Here is a 20301-nt window from a genome sequence, read left to right on the forward strand (position 1 = left end):
CATGCCGAACATGACGGAGGTAGACGGAACGATCCCGCCCTCGTAGCCGCACAAGGACTTTGCCCTCGGAGTGCGATGTCGTCCTGCGCCCGCCGTGTCCATGCTGGCGAAACCGACATCCATCCCGTTCGCACAGCGAGCCCACGGCCGCTGCATGAATTTCCTCACGGCGCCATCAAGCAGAAGACCTCCGCTGTCGAGACCCGTTCGAGGCTTTCTCGGTGTTCGGCATGCCGAACACCGAGAAATAGAACCGGACAGAGAGGTGAATTCGGCACGCAGCGAATTCTCGGGGGAACCATCGAATGGGCATCCGCATCGCCGCGCGCTGCGCGGCAAGGCCGCCAAGAACAGCCTACTCTCGCAGCGTGAACACCACTGACAGGTAAGAGACTGGCTGGGTCTGGATGGCCTCGATCCCATGCAGAGCGGTCGCATCGAACAGCAGCGCGTCCCCTGCCCTCACCTCTGCAGTCTTGCCGCCGTAACGGTAGCGGACCTCTCCCGACAGAAAGTACAGGAACTTGAGACCTGGATGCTGGAAGGTCACATAGGGATCGGCACCGGGCAGCAAGGTGACCAGGTAGGGCTCGACGAACAGGTTGCCCGACAGCAGGTGGCCCAGCAGCTCGTAGCGGTAGTCCGCCACCGCGCCGATGCGATCGACCAGGACACCATGTCCTGCACGCACATGGCAGAAGTCCGTGCGCCGCGCCTGATGGCCGAAGAAGCGCGACGCCGGCACCCCCAAACCATTCGCGAGGCGCTCCAGGGTCTCCACCGAAGGCGAGACCAGACCGCGCTCGATGCGGGAAAGCATTGAAGCAGAAATCCCAGAGGCCTTCGCCAGAGCCCCGGCAGACACATCAGCCGCCATGCGCAGCGCCCTCACCTGCGCACCGATGCGAACCGCGGACAGGCTGCGCACGACCGGTGCTGGTTGCCGCGGCCGGACACGCGTCACCGACGCTGGCAGGCGCAACGGGCGAACCGTTGGCAGAGGCGAAGCAAGCTCTCTATGGGCCATCTTGAATCTCGCACATGAGAATGGTCAGTGAGCACCTTGTGCAAAGCATTCGGGGACGAGTGCGACACACAATAACTCGTCATATACTTTGTAGCTCTATGCCATTCTATATGTGGCAATCGGGCGGTGCCAAGCCGCCGCGTTCCTCCTGTTCCGCCACCCAACTTTCCGCGCGCCTTTCGGACTGCGCGGGTCGCGGTAGGCATTTCGCAGGAGGCCTTCGACACCGTCTCATCTCGGACTTACGTCAGCATTCTTGAGAGAGGCGTGAATGTTCCCACGCTCACGAAGATCGATGCTCTGGTTCGGGTACTGGGCCTGCACCCGTTGACTGTGCTCACGCTCGCCTACGCAAGTTCGCCGTCGTCCGAAGAAATCGGCAAACTCCAGGAACTGGTGGCAGGAGAAATCGCGAGCCTCGGGTTGTCGGCGTTCTCTCCGAACTCGTTACCCAGAGGCAAGACTCGCAGCACCAAATAAGAAGTTCGGCCATGCGCGTCAAGCAGATCGAAGATCTCCCCATGGCCACAAGCGCCGAGCTGTACCAGCTCAGCTGGGTCATCGAGCAACTCATGGCCGACCCGAGGCGCATCGTGCAGGCGCGCTCGCAGCTGCACATGGGCCAACTGGTGAAGTACTGGGACTGGGGCACCGGCAAGCTGCGTGAGGCTCGCATCGCGGCGATGAAAGACCAGCAGGTCACGCTGCTCGACGAACAAAGCAAACAGCGCTTCAGCGTGCTGTACGCGGCCGTCGTGCCTGTCGATGATCAGCAGGCAGGCACGTCATCCTCACCGGCGCATGCCGCGCCGCTGAGGCCGCCGCCGGAGATCCACCACAAGCAGGACTTCCGCGTCGGCCAGCGTGTGAGCTTCACCGACCAAGGCCTGAAGCGGCATGTCGGAGAAATCGTTCGGATCAACCAGCGCACGGCCACGGTTCACTGCGACGGACGCTCGTGGCGAGTCGCCTTCGCTCTGCTCCAGCACATCGTCGACGTCGCACCTTAAACCCGTCGATCGTCAACGACGGCCCTGAGCGGGCTACTACCCAGAAACATTGATGCCAACGAAGTATCTACAACGTCATACTCTCTGCCACACGGCCGCCGACGATTGTGACTGGCGCCCGCTCCAATTCAAGCGTAGTTGAAACACTTGCATCTGCATCTGCATCTGCGCATCAAAACAGGCCTTCATTCGGCACGGTATCGGCGTCGGTCCGATATCCCATCGCTCGGTATCCGCGCTGACGCTTATCCCACATACGCAGCAACGCTGGATGGCCGGTGTCCACGAAGTCGATGATCCGCACGTCGGCCTTGCTGACGTGCTCCCGGTGCAGGCGGCCGGCATACTGCTGCAGCGTCCCTTTCCAGGACACCGGCATGGCGAGCACCAGCGTGTCCAACGGCGGGTGGTCGAAGCCCTCGCCAACTAACTTGCCGGTCGCCAGGAGGACCCGCGGTGCGTCGGGCGCCAACGCATCAAGGCCTGCCACCAGCGCCGCACGCTGCTTTCTGGACATCCGGCCATGCAGTACGAAGAAGTCCGGCCCCAGGCCGCCGAGGGCTGCTTCAATCGCGTTGAGATGTTCCGTGCGCTCCGTCAGCACCAGTATCTTGCGCCCCTGCGCGAAGGCATCGCGCACCTCGGCTGCGATGGCTTCAGTCCTCGCCTGATCGTTAGCCAGATGCCGGAATACATTCTGGATGCCGGCATCTTGCGGCAAATCGATCCGGGCATGGCGGGACCGCGGCACCACCTCCAGATCGTGCGGTGCCCCGGCCGGCGTGGCCGCCGTGTGACGGATCGGCCCGCACTGCATGAAGATGATCGGCTGCTGCCCGTCGCGTCGGAACGGCGTGGCGGTCAGGCCGAGCACGTATTTCGCCTTGGTCCGCTTCAGGATGGCGTCGAACGAAACCGCGCCGACGTGGTGGCACTCGTCGACGATCACGTGGCCGTAGTCCTCGACCAGCGGGTTCACCTCACCCCGGCGGGACAAAGACTGCATCACGGCAATGTCGATCCTGCCGGTCGGTTTGGCCTTGCCGCCGCCAATGGTGCCGACCACGCCCGTACCGACGCCCAGAAAGGTCTGCAGCCGCTCCTGCCATTGCTTCAACAGTTCCGTGCGATGCACCAGTATCAGCGTGTTGACGCCTTTCTCGGCGATCATCGCCGCGGCGGTGACTGTCTTGCCAAAGGCGGTCGGTGCGCACAGCACCCCGGCATCGAACGGCAGCATCGCAGCGACGGCGGTCTGCTGGTCTTGACGCAGATTGCCGACGAACGACACGTCCAGCGGCTGGCCCTTGAAGCGCTCGTCTCGCAGCTCACACGTGATGCCGTTCTCGCGCAACAGCGACAGGGAGGCATCCAGACACCCGCGGGGCAAGGCGATGTGTTGCGGATAATTCTCGGCACAGCCGATGACCCGTGGCTTGTCCCACACCGACACCCGCATCGCCTGCGCCTTGTAAAACTCGGGGTTCTGGAACGCCGCCAGACGGATCAGTCGATTGGCGAGGGGCTGAGGCAGTTGCGCCTTCTCGAAGTAGATCAGGTTGGCCACGGTCATCGTCAGCGAGCGGGGCATGGTTCCGGGCAGCTTCTTCGACGCGGTGCCTTTGCGCTTCCAGGGCGTGGCCAGATCCTCGTCGTCAATGAAGGTGATATCCAACGGATGGATGCCACTTGTGGCCCGCAGGATGGTCGGCTCGATGTCGTGTGCGGCCATCGGCCGGAGGGAAGCCAGGAACGCCCACTGGTCCGGGTAGGGACGCTGCTCAGCGTCGACGAAGACGCTGTAGCCCCTTTCGCGCGGCCCCTTCTGCAGGGGCAAGGCGATCAGGTTACCAAAGCCGCCTCTGGGCATCGTGTCCTGATTCGGAAACAGTCGGTCGTAGGACGTGAGCCGGAGCTGCCGCGTGCGCGCGCAGGTGTGGCTGATGATGGCTGTGCCGAGGCGACGGGCATCGCGCGCCGGCACGCGAGCGGCAAAGAACACCCAGGCGTGGGCCCCTTGGCCGGAGCGCGAGACCTCCAGCGCTGCTGGCACGCCCAGTTCCGCGCAAGACTGCATGAACGCCTGCGCATCGTCCCGCCATTCGGCCTCGTCGAAGTCGACGGCCAGGAAATGACAGCTGTCGTCCTCCAGCAGCGGATACACCCCGACCGTATGCTCGCCAGCCAGGTGCTTGTAGATCACCGCGTCCGACAGCGGGACGAGCAGACGATTGCCGCAGTCTCCGCACTTGATGCGGGGCTTCTCGCACACCCCGGTGCGCCACTCATTCGCGCAAGCCGGCGCGTAGCCCGACTTGCCGGTGGTCTTGCTCTCCCATCGGACGGGAAACACATCGGTACGACCGCGGAAGAGCCGTCGGAAGATAGCGACTTTCGCGTCAGTGGACAATCTCGAGGACTCGACGGGCGATGGGGACGGCTGCTGCCGCGACCGCCATTCGATGCCGTGCGATTCGAGCAGCGCGATCAGCCGGCTGTTCTCCGCGCGCAGCTTGGTGAGTTCATCGGGGTCCGCCATCGAATACACGCTCGGCCAACAGGTCGTCCATGTTATCGCCAACGCCATATCCCAGGTTGTGGCCGAGGCGTCGGACAGCATCCAGACGACCCAATAAGGCGGACCTGCGTCCTTCGGGCAAAGCGTCCATGACTTTCAACGCCTGCCCGAACATCCGCACCAGGGCATTGAAGTAGCCTTCGTCCTGCACGCCGAGATCGTTGCTGAAGCCCACCGCCCGCTCGCAGAAGAACACCATCAGCTCGGCCAGGCTCTCCGGCTGGCCGACGGCCTTCTTGTAATCCGCGATGGCCTTCTTGGCCTTCGTGACCGAGGTGTCCTGGTTCTTAAACACGTCGGGCCACAACCAGCGGTCGCTGGTTGCCTTGTACGGTTTCAACACATCGTCGCCGAGCCCCAAACGCGCGTGCAGGAAGGCTTGGTTATCCTTGCTGGCGGCGTAGAGGTCCTGCACCAGGCCGATCAAGCCCGGGCGGTCAAAGTCGGCAAGCTTGTCCTTGACGTCGCTCCAACTCAGCGCTTTCCTCGTACCCATGCTCACGCATTCTCCGGCTTCAGCAGTTTCGTGGCGGCATCTTCCAGCGCCAGCACGCGGCCTCGTTCTGCACAAGCAAATGGCAGCAAAAAATCGGCGTCAAGCCAGCAACGCCGGGTTGCCGTCAAACCGGGCCCGCCCCTGCGCTGCATGTGCGTTGGCATAGCCTCAAGCCGCAACGCGATGGGCGGTCTCGCCGTCATCTTTGAATCGCATCCGCCAAACGGGAACACGAAAGCCCATGTCCTCCTCGACCAGTTCAGAGGCCAGGATTTCGCCGAGATCACCGGAGCCCGCGCGCTTCGACTGAGGCAGCAGTGCCCTCAGATTTCGGAGGCGCCGTCGTATCCGAGGGCGGGCGACATCGTCAGCGATCGGGTCAGCCTGGTCGTCGTGCGTCCTGACGGTTTCGCCCAGCTGCGTAAGAACGGCTGCACGGCCGCTATCTTTTTCCAAGCACGTTCGGAATGTCTTCTTCTTGCTTTTGTCCTCGGTGCCAGCGCACCAAGCCTTGAACAATGCCATGTCTCCTCCTCCGTTCTTTGTGAGTTCCGGTCAGACTGGCTGCCCATCGATCCGCTCCGCTTGACTTCTCGTCCGTCATCCCGCCGCCTGCGCAGGCAGTTCAATTTCGTATGCTTGGGCGATACGGGCGACCAATTCGGCGACGGCGACGTTGCCGAGCTGCAGCGTTTTCGGGTCGATGGACGTGTCGGCAGCAACGGCAACAAGGAACCGCGTCATGTCGGCGCTGATCTTTTCGTCGACCGCGATGCGTGTGGCGGGCGCGAGCAGTTGTGAAAGGCGCAGAACATCGTTGAGGTGCTTGCGCACGTCCTTGGTGTCCACCTTGGCGCCCTGCTCTTTTCGCGCCGTGAGTTCCAGCCACGCGACGGCCTTGAGCGGGATCAGGCAGTCTTCGCCGACCCAGGGCAGGCCATCGACTTCGCGGCGGCCGGCCATGATGAATGCGTAGTAGACCTCGTCCAGCAAGATGGCAGACAAGCTGGAGACGGCGTCGTCGAGCGGTATGGGTGTCAGCTGACTGCCCTCAGCCGGTTGCAGCCCGTCGGGGGCTCTCGCGAACAGCTCGACCATCGCCGGGTAGCGGGCATCAGCGGGCTTCTGGAACCGATAGAAGATTGGTTTTCCGGTGTCGCTGGCCTGGCGGATTTCATAGCCACCGTCCTCGACGAATTTCCAGAAGGCCTCGCCAAATGCCGGGGTCAGCGCCTCCACATGCAGGACGATGTCCAGGTCCTTGGTGGCTCGGAATTCCAGCCCGGCCTCCTCCATCGTCAAGGTCGCGGCCGTGCCGCCAATCAGGACGTACTGGTCGACGTATGCCGCAAAGCGCTCCTGGAAAATATCCAAGCCTCTCACCATGGAAGTTGTCCTTTCAGTTCATCCAGTGCGAGCTGGATTCGGTCGTCGGCGTTCTCCTGCAGGCTGAGCGTCAGCGAGAGCGGGTCCACCGTGCTGGCGTCTGGCACCAATGCCGGGCTGTAGCTCCACAGCTGCCATTCCTGGGCGCCCGCTTCGGGCTCAGGCAACTCGCGAACGCCGGCATCCGTCGCAGCCTTCCAGTCAGCGGCGGTCAACGCAAACACCGGCCATTTCGGCTCGGTCAGCATGGAATAGCGCGCGAGCGCGCTCAGACCCGCGAGGCGGCCGGGCCGGCGTGCAACGGTGCCATGGGCGGCCACCCAGACCGTACGCCTGACCGGCGTCCGCAGTGCGGGCTTCGCACGCTCCCAGACCTGCTCCGGCGGGAGTTCCATTCGCAGCCAGCGCGAGCGGCCGACCGTGTATGCCGTCGCCAGCCCGGCCGCAGTCAGTTCCTTGACCGCGCGTGACTGTGTCATGGGCGTGTAGCCCAAGGCGACTGCGATCTCGGAGGGCTGCCAATCGGATTGCCACGGCTGGCGCAGCAAGGCAGTGATCAGCATGGCTTGCGCGGAAGGGCTCAGCGCTTCCGTGGCCAGCGCGCGCTGCCGAAAATACTCGCGCAGGTCCAGGCCCAGGTCCGGCAGATAGAGTTGGTTGCCCGGCACGATAAACGGGACTTTTTGCTCGATCAAGCGTCGACGGTCGTATGAGGCCAGTGCATCGGTGACGTAGACCGCCGGCTGACCGGCCAGGGCCTGAACCTTGTCCAGCCAGGTCCGGACTTCGCTGAGGGACTGCTTGGCCTGCGCGCGCCCGATCGCCAGGACAAGGGGCTGCCCCAGCAGTTCGAGCTCGCCGAACTGGAAGGCATCGCGAAGGAAGTACGGCAGTTCGTTGGCACGCGCCCACGGCTTCACGGCTCGCGCTTCAATGCCCAGGACCTCATGGAGGTAGCGCAGAACGGCGGTCGCGAGGGTTGGCAAGGCTCATCCTGAATAACTTTAGTTCCACACGATAACACATTCATTGTTATCGTGCAAATTTGCATTATCATGGCGCTGTTGACTGTTCCCGGCCCCATGCCGAGCCGTCCCGAGAAACCCATAATCGGGACGAGGACTCGCTATTCCCTCGCACAATTCGTGACCAAGCGCTTGCGCGTAGCAAACGTGCGACATAACGACAGGCCTCAGTTTTTGTCGGTATTTTTGTAGGTACCTGATGCCACCAGAACCGCCAGAAGCGAGCGCCCATGCGGTTTCTAGCCAAATATTCGATCCCCTCCGGGGCCACTTCTCTGCTCCACGAGCAACCACGACAAACCGCTGAGATTCCTCCCAGCAAAGGAAGGCAGCGGAGTCCTGCGCGACGGAAAGCAGCTTGATCGTTCTCTCCGCTTGCGTCGCGAGTTAGTTATTACCCATATGTAATACCAAATGTGTACAACTTTTCTCGCTGACGCCCTCTGATCCACCCATGGCAGAGGGAGAGTTCTCCACCGTTGCGGTGGATAAGGCGGTGCACAAACAGGCGCGCATGGCCGGAAAGCGTTGCCACGGCTGAGTTGGGGCGTGGCGCCCGGAAATGCAGCACCTCGCCGTCTCCGAGCCCTGTCACGTCGTGGGCAGCGGCAGCGAGGACATTTGTCTCCCCGAAAAAGGTGCGTACCGCTCATGCGCGCGTGCGGCGCAATTCCTACAGTGGCTTCACGGCGAAACGCTTTGATCCAAGTCATGCAAACAAGCGGCGCCGGTTGTCCACCTCACTGGAGAACGCACATGGAACGCAGCCAGCTGCCCGGAAATTGCTTCTTGGTTCTCGTGTACCTGCTCGCGCTGCTTGCTTTGTGGCTCAGCAACTGAGGCGGGCCAACGTAGGAAATCCACCGTCAGCAAGAGGCGCCAAAGCGACATGGCACCGGCGCCTTGCAGGTTCAGGCTGGGTTCATGGCAACCCAACAAGAGCAGCGCAAGCAAGGCGACATCGGCCGCCGCCTGATGTGGATCCTGCTGGCCGTCATTGCGGTCATCGTGGTGGCGGTGCTTTTCTTCTACGGCATCACCGATCCATCGAAAGGACCGGGCAACGTTCCCGCCAGCGGCGCCGCGGCACCGGCCCAGGAGAGCACCAGTCCAGCCAGATCGCGCTAGGAAGAAGACCGCTTTCGAAGGCCGGCCCTGCGCTACCCGTATGCCAAGGCCTATGCCGAACGTGGAATCGATAGGCCGCATCGGCCGGGGTATCTTCCGCACCGGACTGGCGCGCAACGATGCGCGCGCTTGTTACCCCATCACCTTCAGGTCGGGAGCCGTAACGTGGCGCATACGCTTTTCAAGCAGATCCTCATGACGCAGCTGCCGGCGCGGTTTCACAGTCCGTCTGAAATAGACCGGCTCAAGGACCTGCGCGATGCCGGGTACATCAAGGTGGCGTTCGCACCATCGCAAGGCGCGGCACCGCCCTCTGCAACGGTGCACGAGGTCACCAACCTGGGACGCGCTGCCGCGCGCTACTTCGGATCGGGCGAGGGGCCGCGTCCCGACCTGCCTTCGGTCGCCTTCGCGCTTCCCTGCCGGCACAACCCGGCCGGTTGATCTCTCTCCGACGGCTCGCCCGCCATCGCATGAAGGCTTACATCGCTTCGCGCGAGCGGCTGTCGCGGCATGCCACGGCCCTCTGCAATCGTTGCACCATGCACACCATGGACACCCGACCGATCTTTCCTTCCTGGTGGCGCGCCGGCGCGCTCGCCTATACGGCCGCGGGCTTGGTGTGCGTTGTTTCGAGCGCGGCCTTTCCGGACAGCGAGACGGCCATGCTGGCGGCGATCACGGGGGCCTTGCCCTGGTCGCTCGCCCTGCTGACGCTCGATCTTGCGCCGGGCGTGGCGCAGACCGCGCTGCTCCTGCTGGCCGGAGGCTGGGCCGTCAACGCGGCGTTCTTCTGGTGGCTGGCGCTGCGGCGCCCGGCGCACCGGCTGCCGGCGCAGGACGACTGACGACGCATCGCCGCAAGCCTTTCGGTGCGATCATTTCGCCATTCGTTCATCGCGCCGATGCGCGCCCCGCACTCCGAAGGTTTTCCATGCTTCCTGATTCGCAAGTCAACCAACCGCTGATCGGAATTGCCGGCGGCCGGCAGTCGCTCGACACGCCGGCGCTGCTGCTCGACCTTGGCGCGCTGACGCGCAACATCGAGCGCATGGCCGCCTTTGCCAAGGCGCGCGGCGTCGGCCTGCGGCCGCACGTGAAGACGCACAAGTCGGTGGAGATCGCGCGCCGCCAGGTGGCCGCGGGCGCCATCGGCGTGAGCTGCGTCACGCTGGGCGAGGCCGAGGTCATGGTCAAGGCCGGCATTCCGGACGTGCTGATCACCTCCCCGGCCGTCACGCCGAGCAAGATCGCGCGCGTGGTCAAGCTGGCCAGGCTGGCCGGCCCCGGCGGAATGATGGTGGTGGTGGACGACCCGCGCAATGCCGCGGACCTGGCCGCCGCCACGCTCGGCCTGCCGCATCCGCTCGAGGTGCTGGTGGACTACGGCGCCGGCTACAACCGCACGGGCGCGGCCAGCGAAGCGCAGGTGCTCGAGCTTGCACGCCGCATCGCGGCCGAGCCGCGCCTGAAGCTGCGCGGATTGCAGGCCTATGCCGGCAACCTGCAGCACATCGTCGACCGCGAGCAGCGCAGCGCCGCCGCGGCCCGCCTGCGCGAAACCATCGCGCGCATCGTTGCGGAGGCCGAGCGCAGCGGCATTCACTTCGAGATCGTCACGGGTGCGGGCACCGGCACGCACGACCTCGACGCGCAGCGGGACGCCTTCACCGAACTGCAGGCCGGCTCCTATGTGTTCATGGATGCGGAATATGCACAGGTGCTGCAGGCCAGCCCGGGGCAGCCTTCACCCTTCGAGGTGTCGCTGTTCGTGCAGACGGCGGTGGTGAGCACCAATGCGGCGGAATGGGTCACCGTGGACGGCGGCACCAAGTGCTTTGCGACCGACTGCGGCGTGCCGCTGGTGGCGCGCGGGGCCGATCCGGCGAGCCGCTACGCCTTCTTCGGCGACGAGCACGGCAAGCTGTTTTGCGCCGGGCAGCGGCCCGCGCTCGGCGACCGGGTGGAGTTCATCACGCCGCATTGCGACCCGACCGTGAACCTGCATGACGCCTACCACGTGGTCGACGGCGACACGCTGGTCGCCATCTGGCCGGTGGACGCGCGCGGCAGGCACTGAAGAAGCCCCGCATCGGGGCTGTCGCCCTCGTCAGGCGCGCGGCAGGGCTGCAAGAAAGGTCGATACGACGATGGCGGCCGCACGGTCCAGCTGGAGGACATCGGCCACCTCGAAGGAGTGCAGCGCACTGCGTACGCTGCCGCCAGCCGGCTCGCGGATTTCCACGAGCACTTCCGCTGCCAATTCGCGGTCGCTGCGCGGCTGGCCGTCGGGATGCATCACCCACTCGTCCACCTGGTCGAACGGGATGCTGCGGAAGACCGCGACGACGGGCAAGTACCTGTAGCGATCCTCGCCCACCAGCACGGGCAAGCTGAGGTTGCAGAAAAAAGTGGTCGACATGCAGAGCGCCGTCGCAATCAAAAGGATTAATTGTTAGGGAATGTGACCAAGACATCCACCTTTCCCGGCCCTTTTTCCTTTGCGAGACGTGATCTTCCTCACACAAATTGAAGCTTTGTGGCGAAGATCGCACACCCTACAAAGGATACTTAATTCTTACATATCGCCAGCCGAATGTGACGGTTTGCCTGCTTTCTGCACCAAAAAGGCAAAAAAGAGGCCGGAATCCGGCCTTTGGGGGTTCCTCTTTGGGGCGGCTCAGGCCGGCGAGCCAAACCGCGGCGGCCGCCGTTCGATGTTGGCCCGCACGGCCTCCTTCTGGTTCGCGCTTCCGATCAAGGCCTGCTGCTCCACCGATTCGGCGATCAGCAGCTCGGCCGCGCTGTGCGACAGCGCCGCGTTGAGCAAGCGCTTGCCGGCCCGGATGGCGTCGGGGCTCTTGCCCGCGATGCCGTGCGCCATCTGAAGCGCCTCTGCCAGCGGATCGGCCGCCAGCCGCGTGGCAAAGCCGAGTTGCAGCGCTTCCTCGCCCGAGAAGATGCGGCCTGTGAAGGTGAGCTCGCGCACCACGTCGCTGCGGGCGAGCTCGCGCATCAGCACCATGCCGCCCATGTCGGGCACCAGGCCCCACTTAATTTCCATGACCGACAGCCTGGTGTCGGGCGCCACGATGCGGATGTCGGCCCCCAGCGCCACCTGGAGGCCGCCGCCGAAAGCCACGCCGTGCACGGCGGCAATCACGGGCACCGGCACCTCGCGCCAGGCCATGGCCACGTACTGAGCTGCATTCGAAATGCCGTGCGTGCGTGCGGACAGGTCAGTGCCGCCCGCGGCTGCGCCCAGCACCGCACTGGCGGCGCCCTGCCCCATGCGCTCGAAGGAGGCCATGTCCAGGCCCGCGCAAAACGCCTTGCCCTGGCCCGAGATGACCACCGCGCGCACCGCGGCGTCGCCGCGCAGGGCCTCGCCCGCTTCGATCAGCGCGTCGAACATCGCGGGATCGAGCGCGTTCATCTTGTCCGCGCGTGCAAGCTGCAGTTGCACCACGCCGTCGGGGTGGCGGGTCCATTCGATTCGCTCGGCCATGGCAGTGTCTCCTTCGGTTCCTGCGCCAGTATCGCCCGGCACGGGTACTCGGCGATGATGGCGCCTGTCGCCTACCCAACACCCCTGGACCCATGCCCCTGGACCGCCGGATCTTTCTGCAATCGGGTGCCGCCGCCGTAGTGGCGCTGCTCCATTCCCGCGGCGCCAGCGCACCCGCCGGCCCGGGCCGGCCCGTGCTCGGTTTCACCGCGGTGCCGGCGTCGCTGCGCGATGCGGTGGTGGTGCCGCCGGAATACGAGTGGCAGCTGCTCTATCCCTGGGGCACGCCCACCGGCATCGCCGGGCAGCCGATGCCGGCCTTCGCGCCCGACGGCAGCAACAGCGCCGCAGACCAGGCGCTGCAGGCCGGCATGCATCACGACGGCATGCACTTCTTTACGCTCGCGTCGCCGGACCGCGGCCTGCTCGTGATGAACCACGAATACACCGACGAGCAACTGCTCCATGCAGGCGGCGGCAAGGAATGGACCGCCGAGAGGGTGCGCAAGTCGCTGCATGCGATGGGCGTGTCGGTCATCGAGGTCCGGCTCACGCGGGGCGGCTGGCGCCAGGTGCGGCCTTCGCCCTATGCGCGGCGCGTGCACGGCCAGACGCCCATGCGCATCGCAGGCCCCGCCGCGGGCGCGGTGCCGATGCGCACCGCCGCCAATCCGGCCGGCGACGAAGTGCTCGGCACCTTCGCCAACTGCGCGATGGGCGTCACGCCCTGGGGCACCTACCTGACCTGCGAGGAAAACTTCCACGGCTACTTCGGCGGCCCGAAGGAAGCAGCGAAGGACGCCACGCCCGCGCAGCGCCGCTACGGCACGGTGCCGGGCTCGCAATGGGTGGAGTACTGGCGCTTCGAGGAACGCTTCGACATCAGCCGGCATCCGAACGAGCCCCACCGCTTCGGCTGGGTGGTGGAAATCGATCCATTCGACCCCGTGGCCCAGCCGGTCAAGCGCACCGCGCTCGGGCGCAAGCGCCAGGAAAGCGCGACCTGCACGCTTGCCAAGGATGGGCGCGTCGTCGTCTACATGGGCGACGACGCGAGGTTCGAATACATCTACAAGTTCGTGAGCCACGGCAAGGTCTCGATGGCCGGCGACGGCGCCCGCGCCTCCGCCAACAGCCGCCTGCTCGACGAAGGCACGCTCTACGCCGCACGCTTCGATGCCGACGGCCGCGGCCAGTGGCTCGAGCTCGTGCACGGCCGCAACGGCCTCGACGCGGACAGCGGCTTTGCCGACCAGGCCGAGGTGCTGATCCACGCCAGGCTGGCCGCCAATGCGGTGGGCGCCACCCGGATGGACCGTCCCGAATGGATCGCGGTGCATCCGCAGACGGGCGAGGTGTACGTCACGCTCACCAACAACAGCCAGCGCGGCGAGCCGGGCAAGCCCGCGCCCGATGCGGCCAATCCGCGTGCCGGCAATCTCTTCGGCGGCATCCTGCGCTGGCGCGAGGACGGCGGGGATGCCGGCAGCGCGGGCTTCGGCTGGGACCACTTCGCGCTGGCCGGCGATCCCGCGCAGGCGGGCAGCGGCGCGCACTATCCATCGGACGATGCCGACGTCTTCGGCAACCCCGACGGCCTGCATTTCGACAGCGGCGGCTTGCTCTGGATCCAGACCGACATGAGCGGCCAGCTCATCGGCAAGCCGCCCTATGCCTCGCTCGGCAACAACCAGATGCTGTGCGCCGATCCGGCCACGGGCCGCATCAAGCGCTTTCTCACGGCACCCAGCGGCAGCGAGGTCACGGGCTGCGTGGTGACGCCGGACCGGCGCACGCTGTTCGTCAACATCCAGCACCCGGGCGAATCGCGCGACGACGGCAGCGCCACGCCCAACAGCGCCTGGCCCGACGGCACTGTGCCCGGCAGCGCGCGGCCGCGATCGGCCACGCTGGCGATCCGCCGGCGCGATGGCGCTATCGTCGGCACCTGAAGCCAAGGAAGCACACAAAGGAGACCTTGCATGAGCATCCGCATCGTTCGCCTGGGCACGCCGCGCACGGCCGGAGAGGGCCTGCGCATCGGCACCGTGCGCCGCCCGCCGCGCGGCGTTCCGAAGACCGAGTTCGCATCGCAGGACTGGTATGACGTGTGGTATCCGAACCTCGCGCCTTCCGCGGAGACCATGAAGCTGGGCCAGGAGGCGGAAACGCCTGCGCAATGGAACGCCTTCATGCGCAAGTACAAGTCCGAGATGGCCGAGGCCGACGCGAGCCGCAGCATCGACCTGCTGGCCGCCCTGTCGCACAGCGCGGCGTTCTCGGTCGGCTGCTACTGCGAGGACGAGTCGCGCTGCCACCGCTCGCTGCTGCGCGGCCTCCTGGCCGAGCGCGGGGCGGACATCGCGAACTGATCCGTTCAGGCCGGCGGCAGGGCCACGAAGGCCGGCAGCCTTTCCGCAGCGGCGGCAAAGGCCGCGAGCGACGGGCAGTCGGCCGGCGCGACCAGTTCGGGAAGCATCATCTGCGTGAAGCCCCATGCCACGGCGCTGGTCAGGCCGGCCTGCCCGAGGGTGGCTTCATCGGCCACCGGCGGCAGCCTGGAAATCTCGGCCTCGAGCCCCGCATAGGCGGCGGCCAGCTGGCCCCGCACCCGGTCGACCCATGGCGCATGCTGCTTCTCGGGCGGGCGCAGCTTGCGCTCGTAGACGATCTGCACCGTCTTCTCGCAGGCCGCGAGCGCGAGCCCCAGCACCCGCAGCGCATGCAGCCGCTCGGCGCCGCCGGCCGGCATGAGGCTGCGGCCCGCGATGCTTTCCGCGTGGTCGATGATCAGCGTGGAATCCATCAGCGGCGTGCCGTCGTCGCACACCAGCGTCGGCGCCTTGACCACCGGATTGATCGCCCGGAACTGTTCGAAGGTGCTGAAGACCGAGATCGACCGGTGTTCGAACGCAAGCCCCAGCAGGCGCAGCGAAATGGCCGCGCGGCGCACGTAGGGGGAGTCGAGCATGCCGATGAGTTGCATCTTGTTTTTTCCTGAGGGATGGGGCGCAACGATAACGCCTGTCAGCGCTGCGCCTTGTCCTTCTGGTTCTGCGCCTCGATGCGTTCGCGCGCGGCCTGCCAGTCGTCGTCGCTCCACTGCCGCAGCTCGTAGAAGTTGCCGCCCGTGGCCAGCGCGTTGCCGCCGTCCATCATGATGCTCTGGCCGGTGAGCCAGTCGCACTGGCCTGGCGCCATGAGAAAGGCCGCAAGGTTCTGCAGCTCGCTCATGCGGCCGGTACGCGCCATCGGGTTGGTCTTCTTGCTGCGCGCGCCGGGCTCCTCGCCGGGATTGAGGCGTTTGCTCATGCCCTCGGTCGGAATCTCGCCCGGCCCGACGGCATTGAGGCGAATGCCATGGCGCGCCCACTCCACCGCGAGCGACTTGGTCATGACCTCGATGCCGGCCTTGCTCATGGCCGAGGGCACCACGTAGGGGCTGCCGTTGTCGACCCAGGTGACGATGATGCTCATCACGCTGCGCATCGCATCACCCTCTTTCCACTTGCCGGCCTTCGCTTCCGCCACCCAGCGCTTGCCCACCGCCTGCGTGACGTAGAAGCTGCCATGGAAGACGATGTTCGCAATCGCGTCGAAGGCGCGCGGCGAGAGGCTCTCGGTCGGCGCGACGAAGTTGCCGGCGGCATTGTTGACGAGCCCTGTGAGCCCGCCGCCCTGGAACAGGCTCTCGACCATCTCGTCGACGCTCTGCGCCACGCGGATGTCGACGCCAAAGGTGTCGATGCGGCGCCCCGGAAACTGCTGGCGCCACGCGGCCGCGGTTTCCTCGCAGACCGACTGGCGCCGGCCGCAGATGGCCACGTCGGCGCCCAGGCCCAGAAAGCGCTCGGCCATGGCCCGGCCCAGGCCGGTGCCGCCGCCGGTCACGAGAATGCGCTGGCCGGTCATGAGGGAAGGTTCGAACATGGTGGTCTCCTTGGTCGTTGCGGCAGCGCCAAGGCAGGGAGCGCCGCCGTCGCACATGCTACGCGCGCTGCCGGTGCCGCGGCTTGCGAAATCCGGCTCCCGGCACCGGGTGAGAATGGCAGCCGACCTGTTCCCTGGAATCCGCCCATGCCAACTTCCACAGCCTCCCTCTTCCAGCCGCTTGCAGGCGTGCGCGTGCTGAGCCTTGCGCTCAACCTTCCGGGCCCCGCGGCGCTGCTGCGCTGCCGGGCCATGGGCGCCGCCTGCGTGAAGTTCGAGCCGCCCGCGGGCGACCCGATGGGGCACTACAACAAGCCTGCCTATGCCGCGCTGCACGAAGGGATCGCGGTCCGCACCGCCGACCTCAAGTCCGAGGCCGGACGGCAGCAGCTGCACGCAGAGCTCGCGCAGACCGACGTGCTGCTGACTTCGTTCCGCCCTTCCGCGCTGGCCAAGCTCGGCCTCGACCGGGCCGCGCTGCAGGAGCGGCATCCGCGGCTGTCGCAAGTGGCGATCGTCGGCGCGCCCGGCGCGCGCGCCGAGGAGCCGGGCCACGACCTGACCTACCTCGCCGAAAGCGGCCTCGTCACCGGCACCGAGCTGCCGCCCACGCTCTTTGCCGACATGGGCGGCGCGCTGCTCGCGAGCGAAGCCGTGCTGCAAGCCACCCTGCATGCGCGGACCGTGGCCGGCGCGAACGGGCTGTACCTCGAGGTGGCGCTCAATGCCTCGGCCGACTGGCTGGCGCTGCCGCGCACCTGGGGCCTCACGCAGCCCACGGGCACGGTCGGCGGCGCCCATGCGGGCTACCGCGTCTATCCCTGCGCCGACGGCCGCGTGGCGGTGGCGGCGCTGGAGCCGCACTTCGCGGCCCGGCTCTGCGAGGCCGCGGGCGTGTCGCCGCCCGACATGACGGCGCCGGCCACGCACGCGGCGCTGGCCGCCTGGCTCGCAACGCGCACGCGCGCCGAGCTCGACGCCATGGGCCGCGAGCGCGACGTGCCGCTGCTCACGCTGGCCAACTGACGGAGCGGCCTGCGTGCGTCCTCAGGACGCCGGCAGGCGCAGCTCGCCGAGCTTGCGGTCGAGCTTGATGAGCCAGATGCGCGTCGGCCGCTCCAGGTCGGAGCCGCGCGTGATGCGCGCGCCGGTGGCGCCCGCGGGGCAGCCGCTGAGCACGCCGCCGGCGTCGGCCGTGCAGTCCTCGACGCTGCCGGGCAGGGTCTTGCCACCGGCATCGAGCAGCACCGTGCCCAGGCCGAAGTCGTTGTCGTTCACCAGCGCCAGGGTCTGGTCGTCCACGATCGTCAGGCCCTCCGCCTTCTCGGCCAGCCAGCCCAGTGCATTGAGGTCGAGCAGCTCGGTCTTGCGCATCGTCACCACGCTCGAATAGTCGGCGGTGCCCGAGGGCGCCTGCGTGATGCTGCTGATCTCCAGGTTGTGGTCGAAGGCCTTGATGTCCGTCGCGTTGGCCGGCAGCTCCACCAGCATCAGCTTGTTGAACACCTTGCCGTCGCCCTTGCGCGCGCCCTGCTCGATCACGATGAAGCGGCCGTTGCCCAGGCTCACCACATCGCCGAGCTTGGCGTTGCCGGTGCGGTCCTTGTCGTACTGGCTGCCGTCGATCGGGTAGGCATAGAGCTTCGAAGTTTCCGTTGCCGGGTCGAAGGCGAGCCAGCGCGTGAACTTCGCGATGTGGCGCACGTCGGTGTTGCTGCCGCCCGGCGGCCTGGCCTTGATCGACTTGCCGCTGCCATCGCGCGGATCGATCGGGCTCTGCAGGAAGCCGTGCAGCACGCCGCTCGCAGCATCGAGCGTCAAACCTTCCATGCCGCGGTTGGGGCGGCGCTGCGACAGCACCAGCGGCAGGTCGGCGGCGCCGCTGCCCGGTGCGTATTTCTTCTCGATCACGCCGGTCGCCATGTTGATGCGCGCGATGAAGGGGCCGTATTCGTCGCTGGTCCACAGCACGTTGCGCGCCTTGTCGAGCACCAGCGTCTCGGGGTCGAGGCCGTTGGCATCGAAGTTGGCCTTGGCGGCGTCGAACACGTAGCGGTCGGTCAGCGGCGTCTCGCCGGTCGAACCCACGCCCGATTGCGGCGGCAGGCCGCTGATCTTCCTGCCGGCATCGAGCTTGAGCGGCAGGCTCGAGGCGAGCACGGCGCCCGTCTTGCCGACGCGCACGATGCCGAAGCTCGGCGCGAACGACGGCGCCGGGAACACCTTGCTGATGCTGGTGGCGCCATTGCCGCCGGGCACGGGCGCGGTCGGGCCGTCGCCGTTCGGGCCGCGGTCGGTGATGGCATAGAACTCGAGCGCGCCGTCGTCCGCCTTGCCCTTGAACGCGAGCCCCGAGCCGTAGGCCGGCAGGAAGCCCTGGGGAAAATCGGCCTTGATGCTGGCGTTGTCGCCTTCATAGGGCACGTTGAAACGGGCGTCGGCCTGCAGCTGGTAGCGCGTCACGCCGATGCCGATGGCGCCGAGCTGGTTGGCCTGGGTGGCGGCTTCGGTCACGGGCGCGGCCAGGCGCGAGGCCAGGGTGTTTTCGAAGTGCTCGCGCGCCAGCATGCGGCGGGCGGCGTCGACCGTGCGCGTGGCGTACGGCGCGGGCAGCGCGGCGAGCACGGCATTGAGCGCGGTGTCGAAGGCCTCGGCCGAGGCACCGAAATCGAGCGCGCCTGCCGTCAATCCGGCCTTGAGCGCAGGCGTCAGCCGGATGCCGTTCGAGGGATCGCGGTCCTCGTCGAAGCTCTGCAATGCCAGCAGGCGATTGACGACCGCATCGGCCTTCACGCCAGTGCCGCCGGCCAGGGTCAGCGGCGTGACCGCGTCTCCGCAGGCCGCGCTGCCGAGCGCGAGCGCGCCGGCGCTGAAGGCCACGGTCTCGCCATCCTTGCAGCTGAATTCGCCATTCGCGTTGGTGCTGGCCGCGGCGGCGCCGCCTGTGGTGTAGTCGAGGCCCTCGACGGCCGCGTCGAGGAAGATGCCGGTCTTCGATTGCGCAGCCGGCGGGTTGGTGGTGCCGCTCCCACCACCACCGCCCGTCACGGGAAATGCCCACCCTCCTCCTCCGCCGCCGCTGCCGCCACCGCAGGCAGCCACCAGCGCACCGGCGGCACCCGCGAGCGCCAGCCAGCCCATCCTCGATCCTCTTGTCTTCTTCGCCATCGCTTGTCCTTGTTTTGCGCCTGTGCAACAGGCACAGGCCCCGGCGATTAGCGCCGCGGCGTGTGACAAGCCAGTGAAAGCAGGAAGCCGGGGATGCGCGTGCTCAGCGGCCGGCGCCGTCGCGCTGCCGGTCCTCGCGCTTGATCGCGAGATAGGTGTCCAGGTCGACCTCGTGCAGCTGCCGCGGATACTGCTCGGCCGCGGCGAACCAGGAACGTTCCCGCCGCTCGGCCGGCGCTCCGGCTCCCGAAGAGAGATAGGTGTCGAGCGTGAGGAAGTAGCGCATCGCATTGCGCTCCACCAGCCCGCGCGTGCCGCGGATGTAGTCGGGCTGCCCGTCGGCCTCCTTGCCCACCACCGTGAAGCCCACCTTGTTGCGGCCGAAGGTGGCCAGGTACGCCTCGGTGGCCATGCGAACCATCATGTTGTGGTCGTAGCTGTAGCCGAAATGCAGGAAGCTCTTCTGCCCGTCGAGTGCCACCGCCTCGAGCATGACGCGGTAGTTGCTGGTTCCGAGCGGCCCGTTGGCCGCATTCATCTCGACCGACAGGTACTCCGGCGTCGCGCTGGCCACGCGATAGGCAAAGGGCAGCTGGAACGCCTGTTCGACCGGCTTGTCGTAGCGCCGCACCACGAACAGCGTCAGCATCTCGCCGCCTTGCGGCGACGTGCCGGTGCGGCAGCGGCGGTTGTTGACGTGCAGCATGAGCAGCTCGCACCAGCGGGCGGACTCCTTGAGCGCGGCGCTGATCTCCGGCAGCGGGTGGTCCACCACCGCGTAGATGTCGCCCTGCAGCCCGTTCGGCGTCTCCATCGAGTCCAGCTGGATGGGCCGCCCGAAGCCGTTCTGCGCGAGCTTCGCACCCGTGCGCTGGTGCGTGGCGCGCAGTGCCTGCGCCGCGGCCGAGGCCGAGGCCGGTGCGGGCGAGGTGTCGGGCGACGCCGCCGGGGCATGCGCGGAAAACGCGAGCAGGACGGCGCACGCCTGTGCGCGCAACCATGGAGCCGGCAAATGGAACGGACTGCTCATGGACCACACCATACA

General features: G+C 66.6%; 21 protein-coding genes. 9 read left to right on the top strand and 12 right to left on the bottom strand.

Features of this window, described 5'->3' with window-relative positions:
* Positions 1–355 precede the first annotated feature (355 nt).
* On the bottom strand, positions 356–928 hold the full coding sequence (locus VPA02S_RS01120) for a helix-turn-helix domain-containing protein (protein ID WP_062361518.1): 573 nt from the start codon (positions 926–928) through the stop codon (positions 356–358).
* A gap of 225 nt (positions 929–1153) precedes the next feature.
* Between VPA02S_RS01120 and VPA02S_RS32270 the strand changes: the two genes are divergently transcribed.
* Positions 1154–1507, top strand: coding sequence for a helix-turn-helix domain-containing protein (locus VPA02S_RS32270; RefSeq protein WP_081247468.1), 354 nt, complete (start codon positions 1154–1156; stop codon positions 1505–1507).
* A gap of 11 nt (positions 1508–1518) precedes the next feature.
* Positions 1519–2037, top strand: a complete 519-nt coding sequence (locus VPA02S_RS01125) for a hypothetical protein (RefSeq protein WP_062361521.1) — start codon at positions 1519–1521, stop codon at positions 2035–2037.
* A 172-nt stretch (positions 2038–2209) separates the two neighbouring features.
* Here VPA02S_RS01125 and VPA02S_RS01130 read toward each other — a convergent pair whose 3' ends face one another.
* The 5 genes from VPA02S_RS01130 to VPA02S_RS01150 form a co-directional block, all read right to left on the bottom strand.
* Positions 2210–4576: a TOTE conflict system archaeo-eukaryotic primase domain-containing protein gene (locus tag VPA02S_RS01130; protein ID WP_062361524.1), complete on the bottom strand. Its 2367-nt coding sequence runs from the start codon at positions 4574–4576 to the stop codon at positions 2210–2212.
* Complete coding sequence (locus tag VPA02S_RS01135; protein WP_062361527.1) at positions 4560–5111, bottom strand: hypothetical protein; 552 nt, start codon at positions 5109–5111, stop codon at positions 4560–4562. The genes VPA02S_RS01130 and VPA02S_RS01135 overlap by 17 nt, the downstream gene beginning before the upstream one ends.
* A gap of 168 nt (positions 5112–5279) precedes the next feature.
* A complete protein-coding gene (locus VPA02S_RS01140; RefSeq protein WP_062361529.1) occupies positions 5280–5636 on the bottom strand; it encodes a Hachiman antiphage defense system protein HamA in 357 nt (118 codons plus the stop codon).
* Positions 5637–5711: 75 nt separating this feature from the next.
* Positions 5712–6497: a hypothetical protein gene (locus tag VPA02S_RS01145; protein WP_062361531.1), complete on the bottom strand. Its 786-nt coding sequence runs from the start codon at positions 6495–6497 to the stop codon at positions 5712–5714.
* Positions 6491–7483, bottom strand: a complete 993-nt coding sequence (locus VPA02S_RS01150; RefSeq protein ID WP_062361534.1) for a hypothetical protein — start codon at positions 7481–7483, stop codon at positions 6491–6493. The genes VPA02S_RS01145 and VPA02S_RS01150 overlap by 7 nt, the downstream gene beginning before the upstream one ends.
* Before the next feature lie 963 nt (positions 7484–8446).
* Between VPA02S_RS01150 and VPA02S_RS01155 the strand changes: the two genes are divergently transcribed.
* From VPA02S_RS01155 to VPA02S_RS01170, 4 genes are all read left to right on the top strand, one after another.
* Positions 8447–8650 carry a hypothetical protein gene (locus VPA02S_RS01155; RefSeq protein WP_018902753.1) on the top strand — a complete coding sequence of 68 codons (204 nt, stop codon included), beginning with the start codon at positions 8447–8449 and terminating at the stop codon, positions 8648–8650.
* 165 nt (positions 8651–8815) lie between these two features.
* The gene (locus VPA02S_RS01160) at positions 8816–9094 is read left to right on the top strand and encodes a hypothetical protein (RefSeq protein WP_012747357.1); all 279 of its coding nucleotides are present in this window, start codon (positions 8816–8818) and stop codon (positions 9092–9094) included.
* 107 nt (positions 9095–9201) lie between these two features.
* The gene (locus VPA02S_RS01165) at positions 9202–9498 is read left to right on the top strand and encodes a hypothetical protein (RefSeq protein ID WP_244883320.1); all 297 of its coding nucleotides are present in this window, start codon (positions 9202–9204) and stop codon (positions 9496–9498) included.
* An 86-nt stretch (positions 9499–9584) separates the two neighbouring features.
* Positions 9585–10730: a DSD1 family PLP-dependent enzyme gene (locus VPA02S_RS01170; RefSeq protein WP_062361541.1), complete on the top strand. Its 1146-nt coding sequence runs from the start codon at positions 9585–9587 to the stop codon at positions 10728–10730.
* 30 nt (positions 10731–10760) lie between these two features.
* Here VPA02S_RS01170 and VPA02S_RS01175 read toward each other — a convergent pair whose 3' ends face one another.
* Together VPA02S_RS01175 and VPA02S_RS01180 are read right to left on the bottom strand one after the other, a co-directional pair.
* Positions 10761–11072: a hypothetical protein gene (locus tag VPA02S_RS01175; protein ID WP_012747354.1), complete on the bottom strand. Its 312-nt coding sequence runs from the start codon at positions 11070–11072 to the stop codon at positions 10761–10763.
* 258 nt (positions 11073–11330) lie between these two features.
* Positions 11331–12158 carry a crotonase/enoyl-CoA hydratase family protein gene (locus VPA02S_RS01180; RefSeq protein WP_062361544.1) on the bottom strand — a complete coding sequence of 276 codons (828 nt, stop codon included), beginning with the start codon at positions 12156–12158 and terminating at the stop codon, positions 11331–11333.
* Between the two features lie 92 nt (positions 12159–12250).
* Here VPA02S_RS01180 and VPA02S_RS01185 point away from each other — a divergent pair, with 92 nt between their 5' ends.
* A complete protein-coding gene (locus tag VPA02S_RS01185) occupies positions 12251–14110 on the top strand; it encodes a PhoX family protein (RefSeq protein WP_062361547.1) in 1860 nt (619 codons plus the stop codon).
* 30 nt (positions 14111–14140) lie between these two features.
* Entirely contained in the window at positions 14141–14530 is a 390-nt protein-coding gene (locus VPA02S_RS01190) for a DUF488 domain-containing protein (RefSeq protein ID WP_012747351.1), read from the top strand.
* A 5-nt stretch (positions 14531–14535) separates the two neighbouring features.
* Here the strand turns inward: VPA02S_RS01190 and VPA02S_RS01195 are convergent, their stop codons facing one another.
* Positions 14536–15144, bottom strand: coding sequence for a glutathione S-transferase (locus VPA02S_RS01195; protein ID WP_062361549.1), 609 nt, complete (start codon positions 15142–15144; stop codon positions 14536–14538).
* A 41-nt stretch (positions 15145–15185) separates the two neighbouring features.
* Entirely contained in the window at positions 15186–16088 is a 903-nt protein-coding gene (locus VPA02S_RS01200; protein ID WP_062361552.1) for an SDR family oxidoreductase, read from the bottom strand.
* Positions 16089–16235: 147 nt separating this feature from the next.
* Between VPA02S_RS01200 and VPA02S_RS01205 the strand changes: the two genes are divergently transcribed.
* Positions 16236–17114 (top strand): CoA transferase, encoded by an 879-nt coding sequence (locus VPA02S_RS01205; protein WP_062361555.1) that lies wholly within the window; start codon positions 16236–16238, stop codon positions 17112–17114.
* Between the two features lie 21 nt (positions 17115–17135).
* Here the strand turns inward: VPA02S_RS01205 and VPA02S_RS01210 are convergent, their stop codons facing one another.
* Together VPA02S_RS01210 and VPA02S_RS01215 are read right to left on the bottom strand one after the other, a co-directional pair.
* Positions 17136–19256, bottom strand: a complete 2121-nt coding sequence (locus tag VPA02S_RS01210) for an esterase-like activity of phytase family protein (RefSeq protein ID WP_244883321.1) — start codon at positions 19254–19256, stop codon at positions 17136–17138.
* A gap of 103 nt (positions 19257–19359) precedes the next feature.
* Positions 19360–20286 carry a hypothetical protein gene (locus tag VPA02S_RS01215; RefSeq protein WP_244883322.1) on the bottom strand — a complete coding sequence of 309 codons (927 nt, stop codon included), beginning with the start codon at positions 20284–20286 and terminating at the stop codon, positions 19360–19362.
* Positions 20287–20301 lie beyond the last annotated feature (15 nt).

This window comes from Variovorax paradoxus NBRC 15149, from assembly GCF_001591365.1.
GTDB classification, from domain to species: domain Bacteria; phylum Pseudomonadota; class Gammaproteobacteria; order Burkholderiales; family Burkholderiaceae_C; genus Variovorax; species Variovorax paradoxus.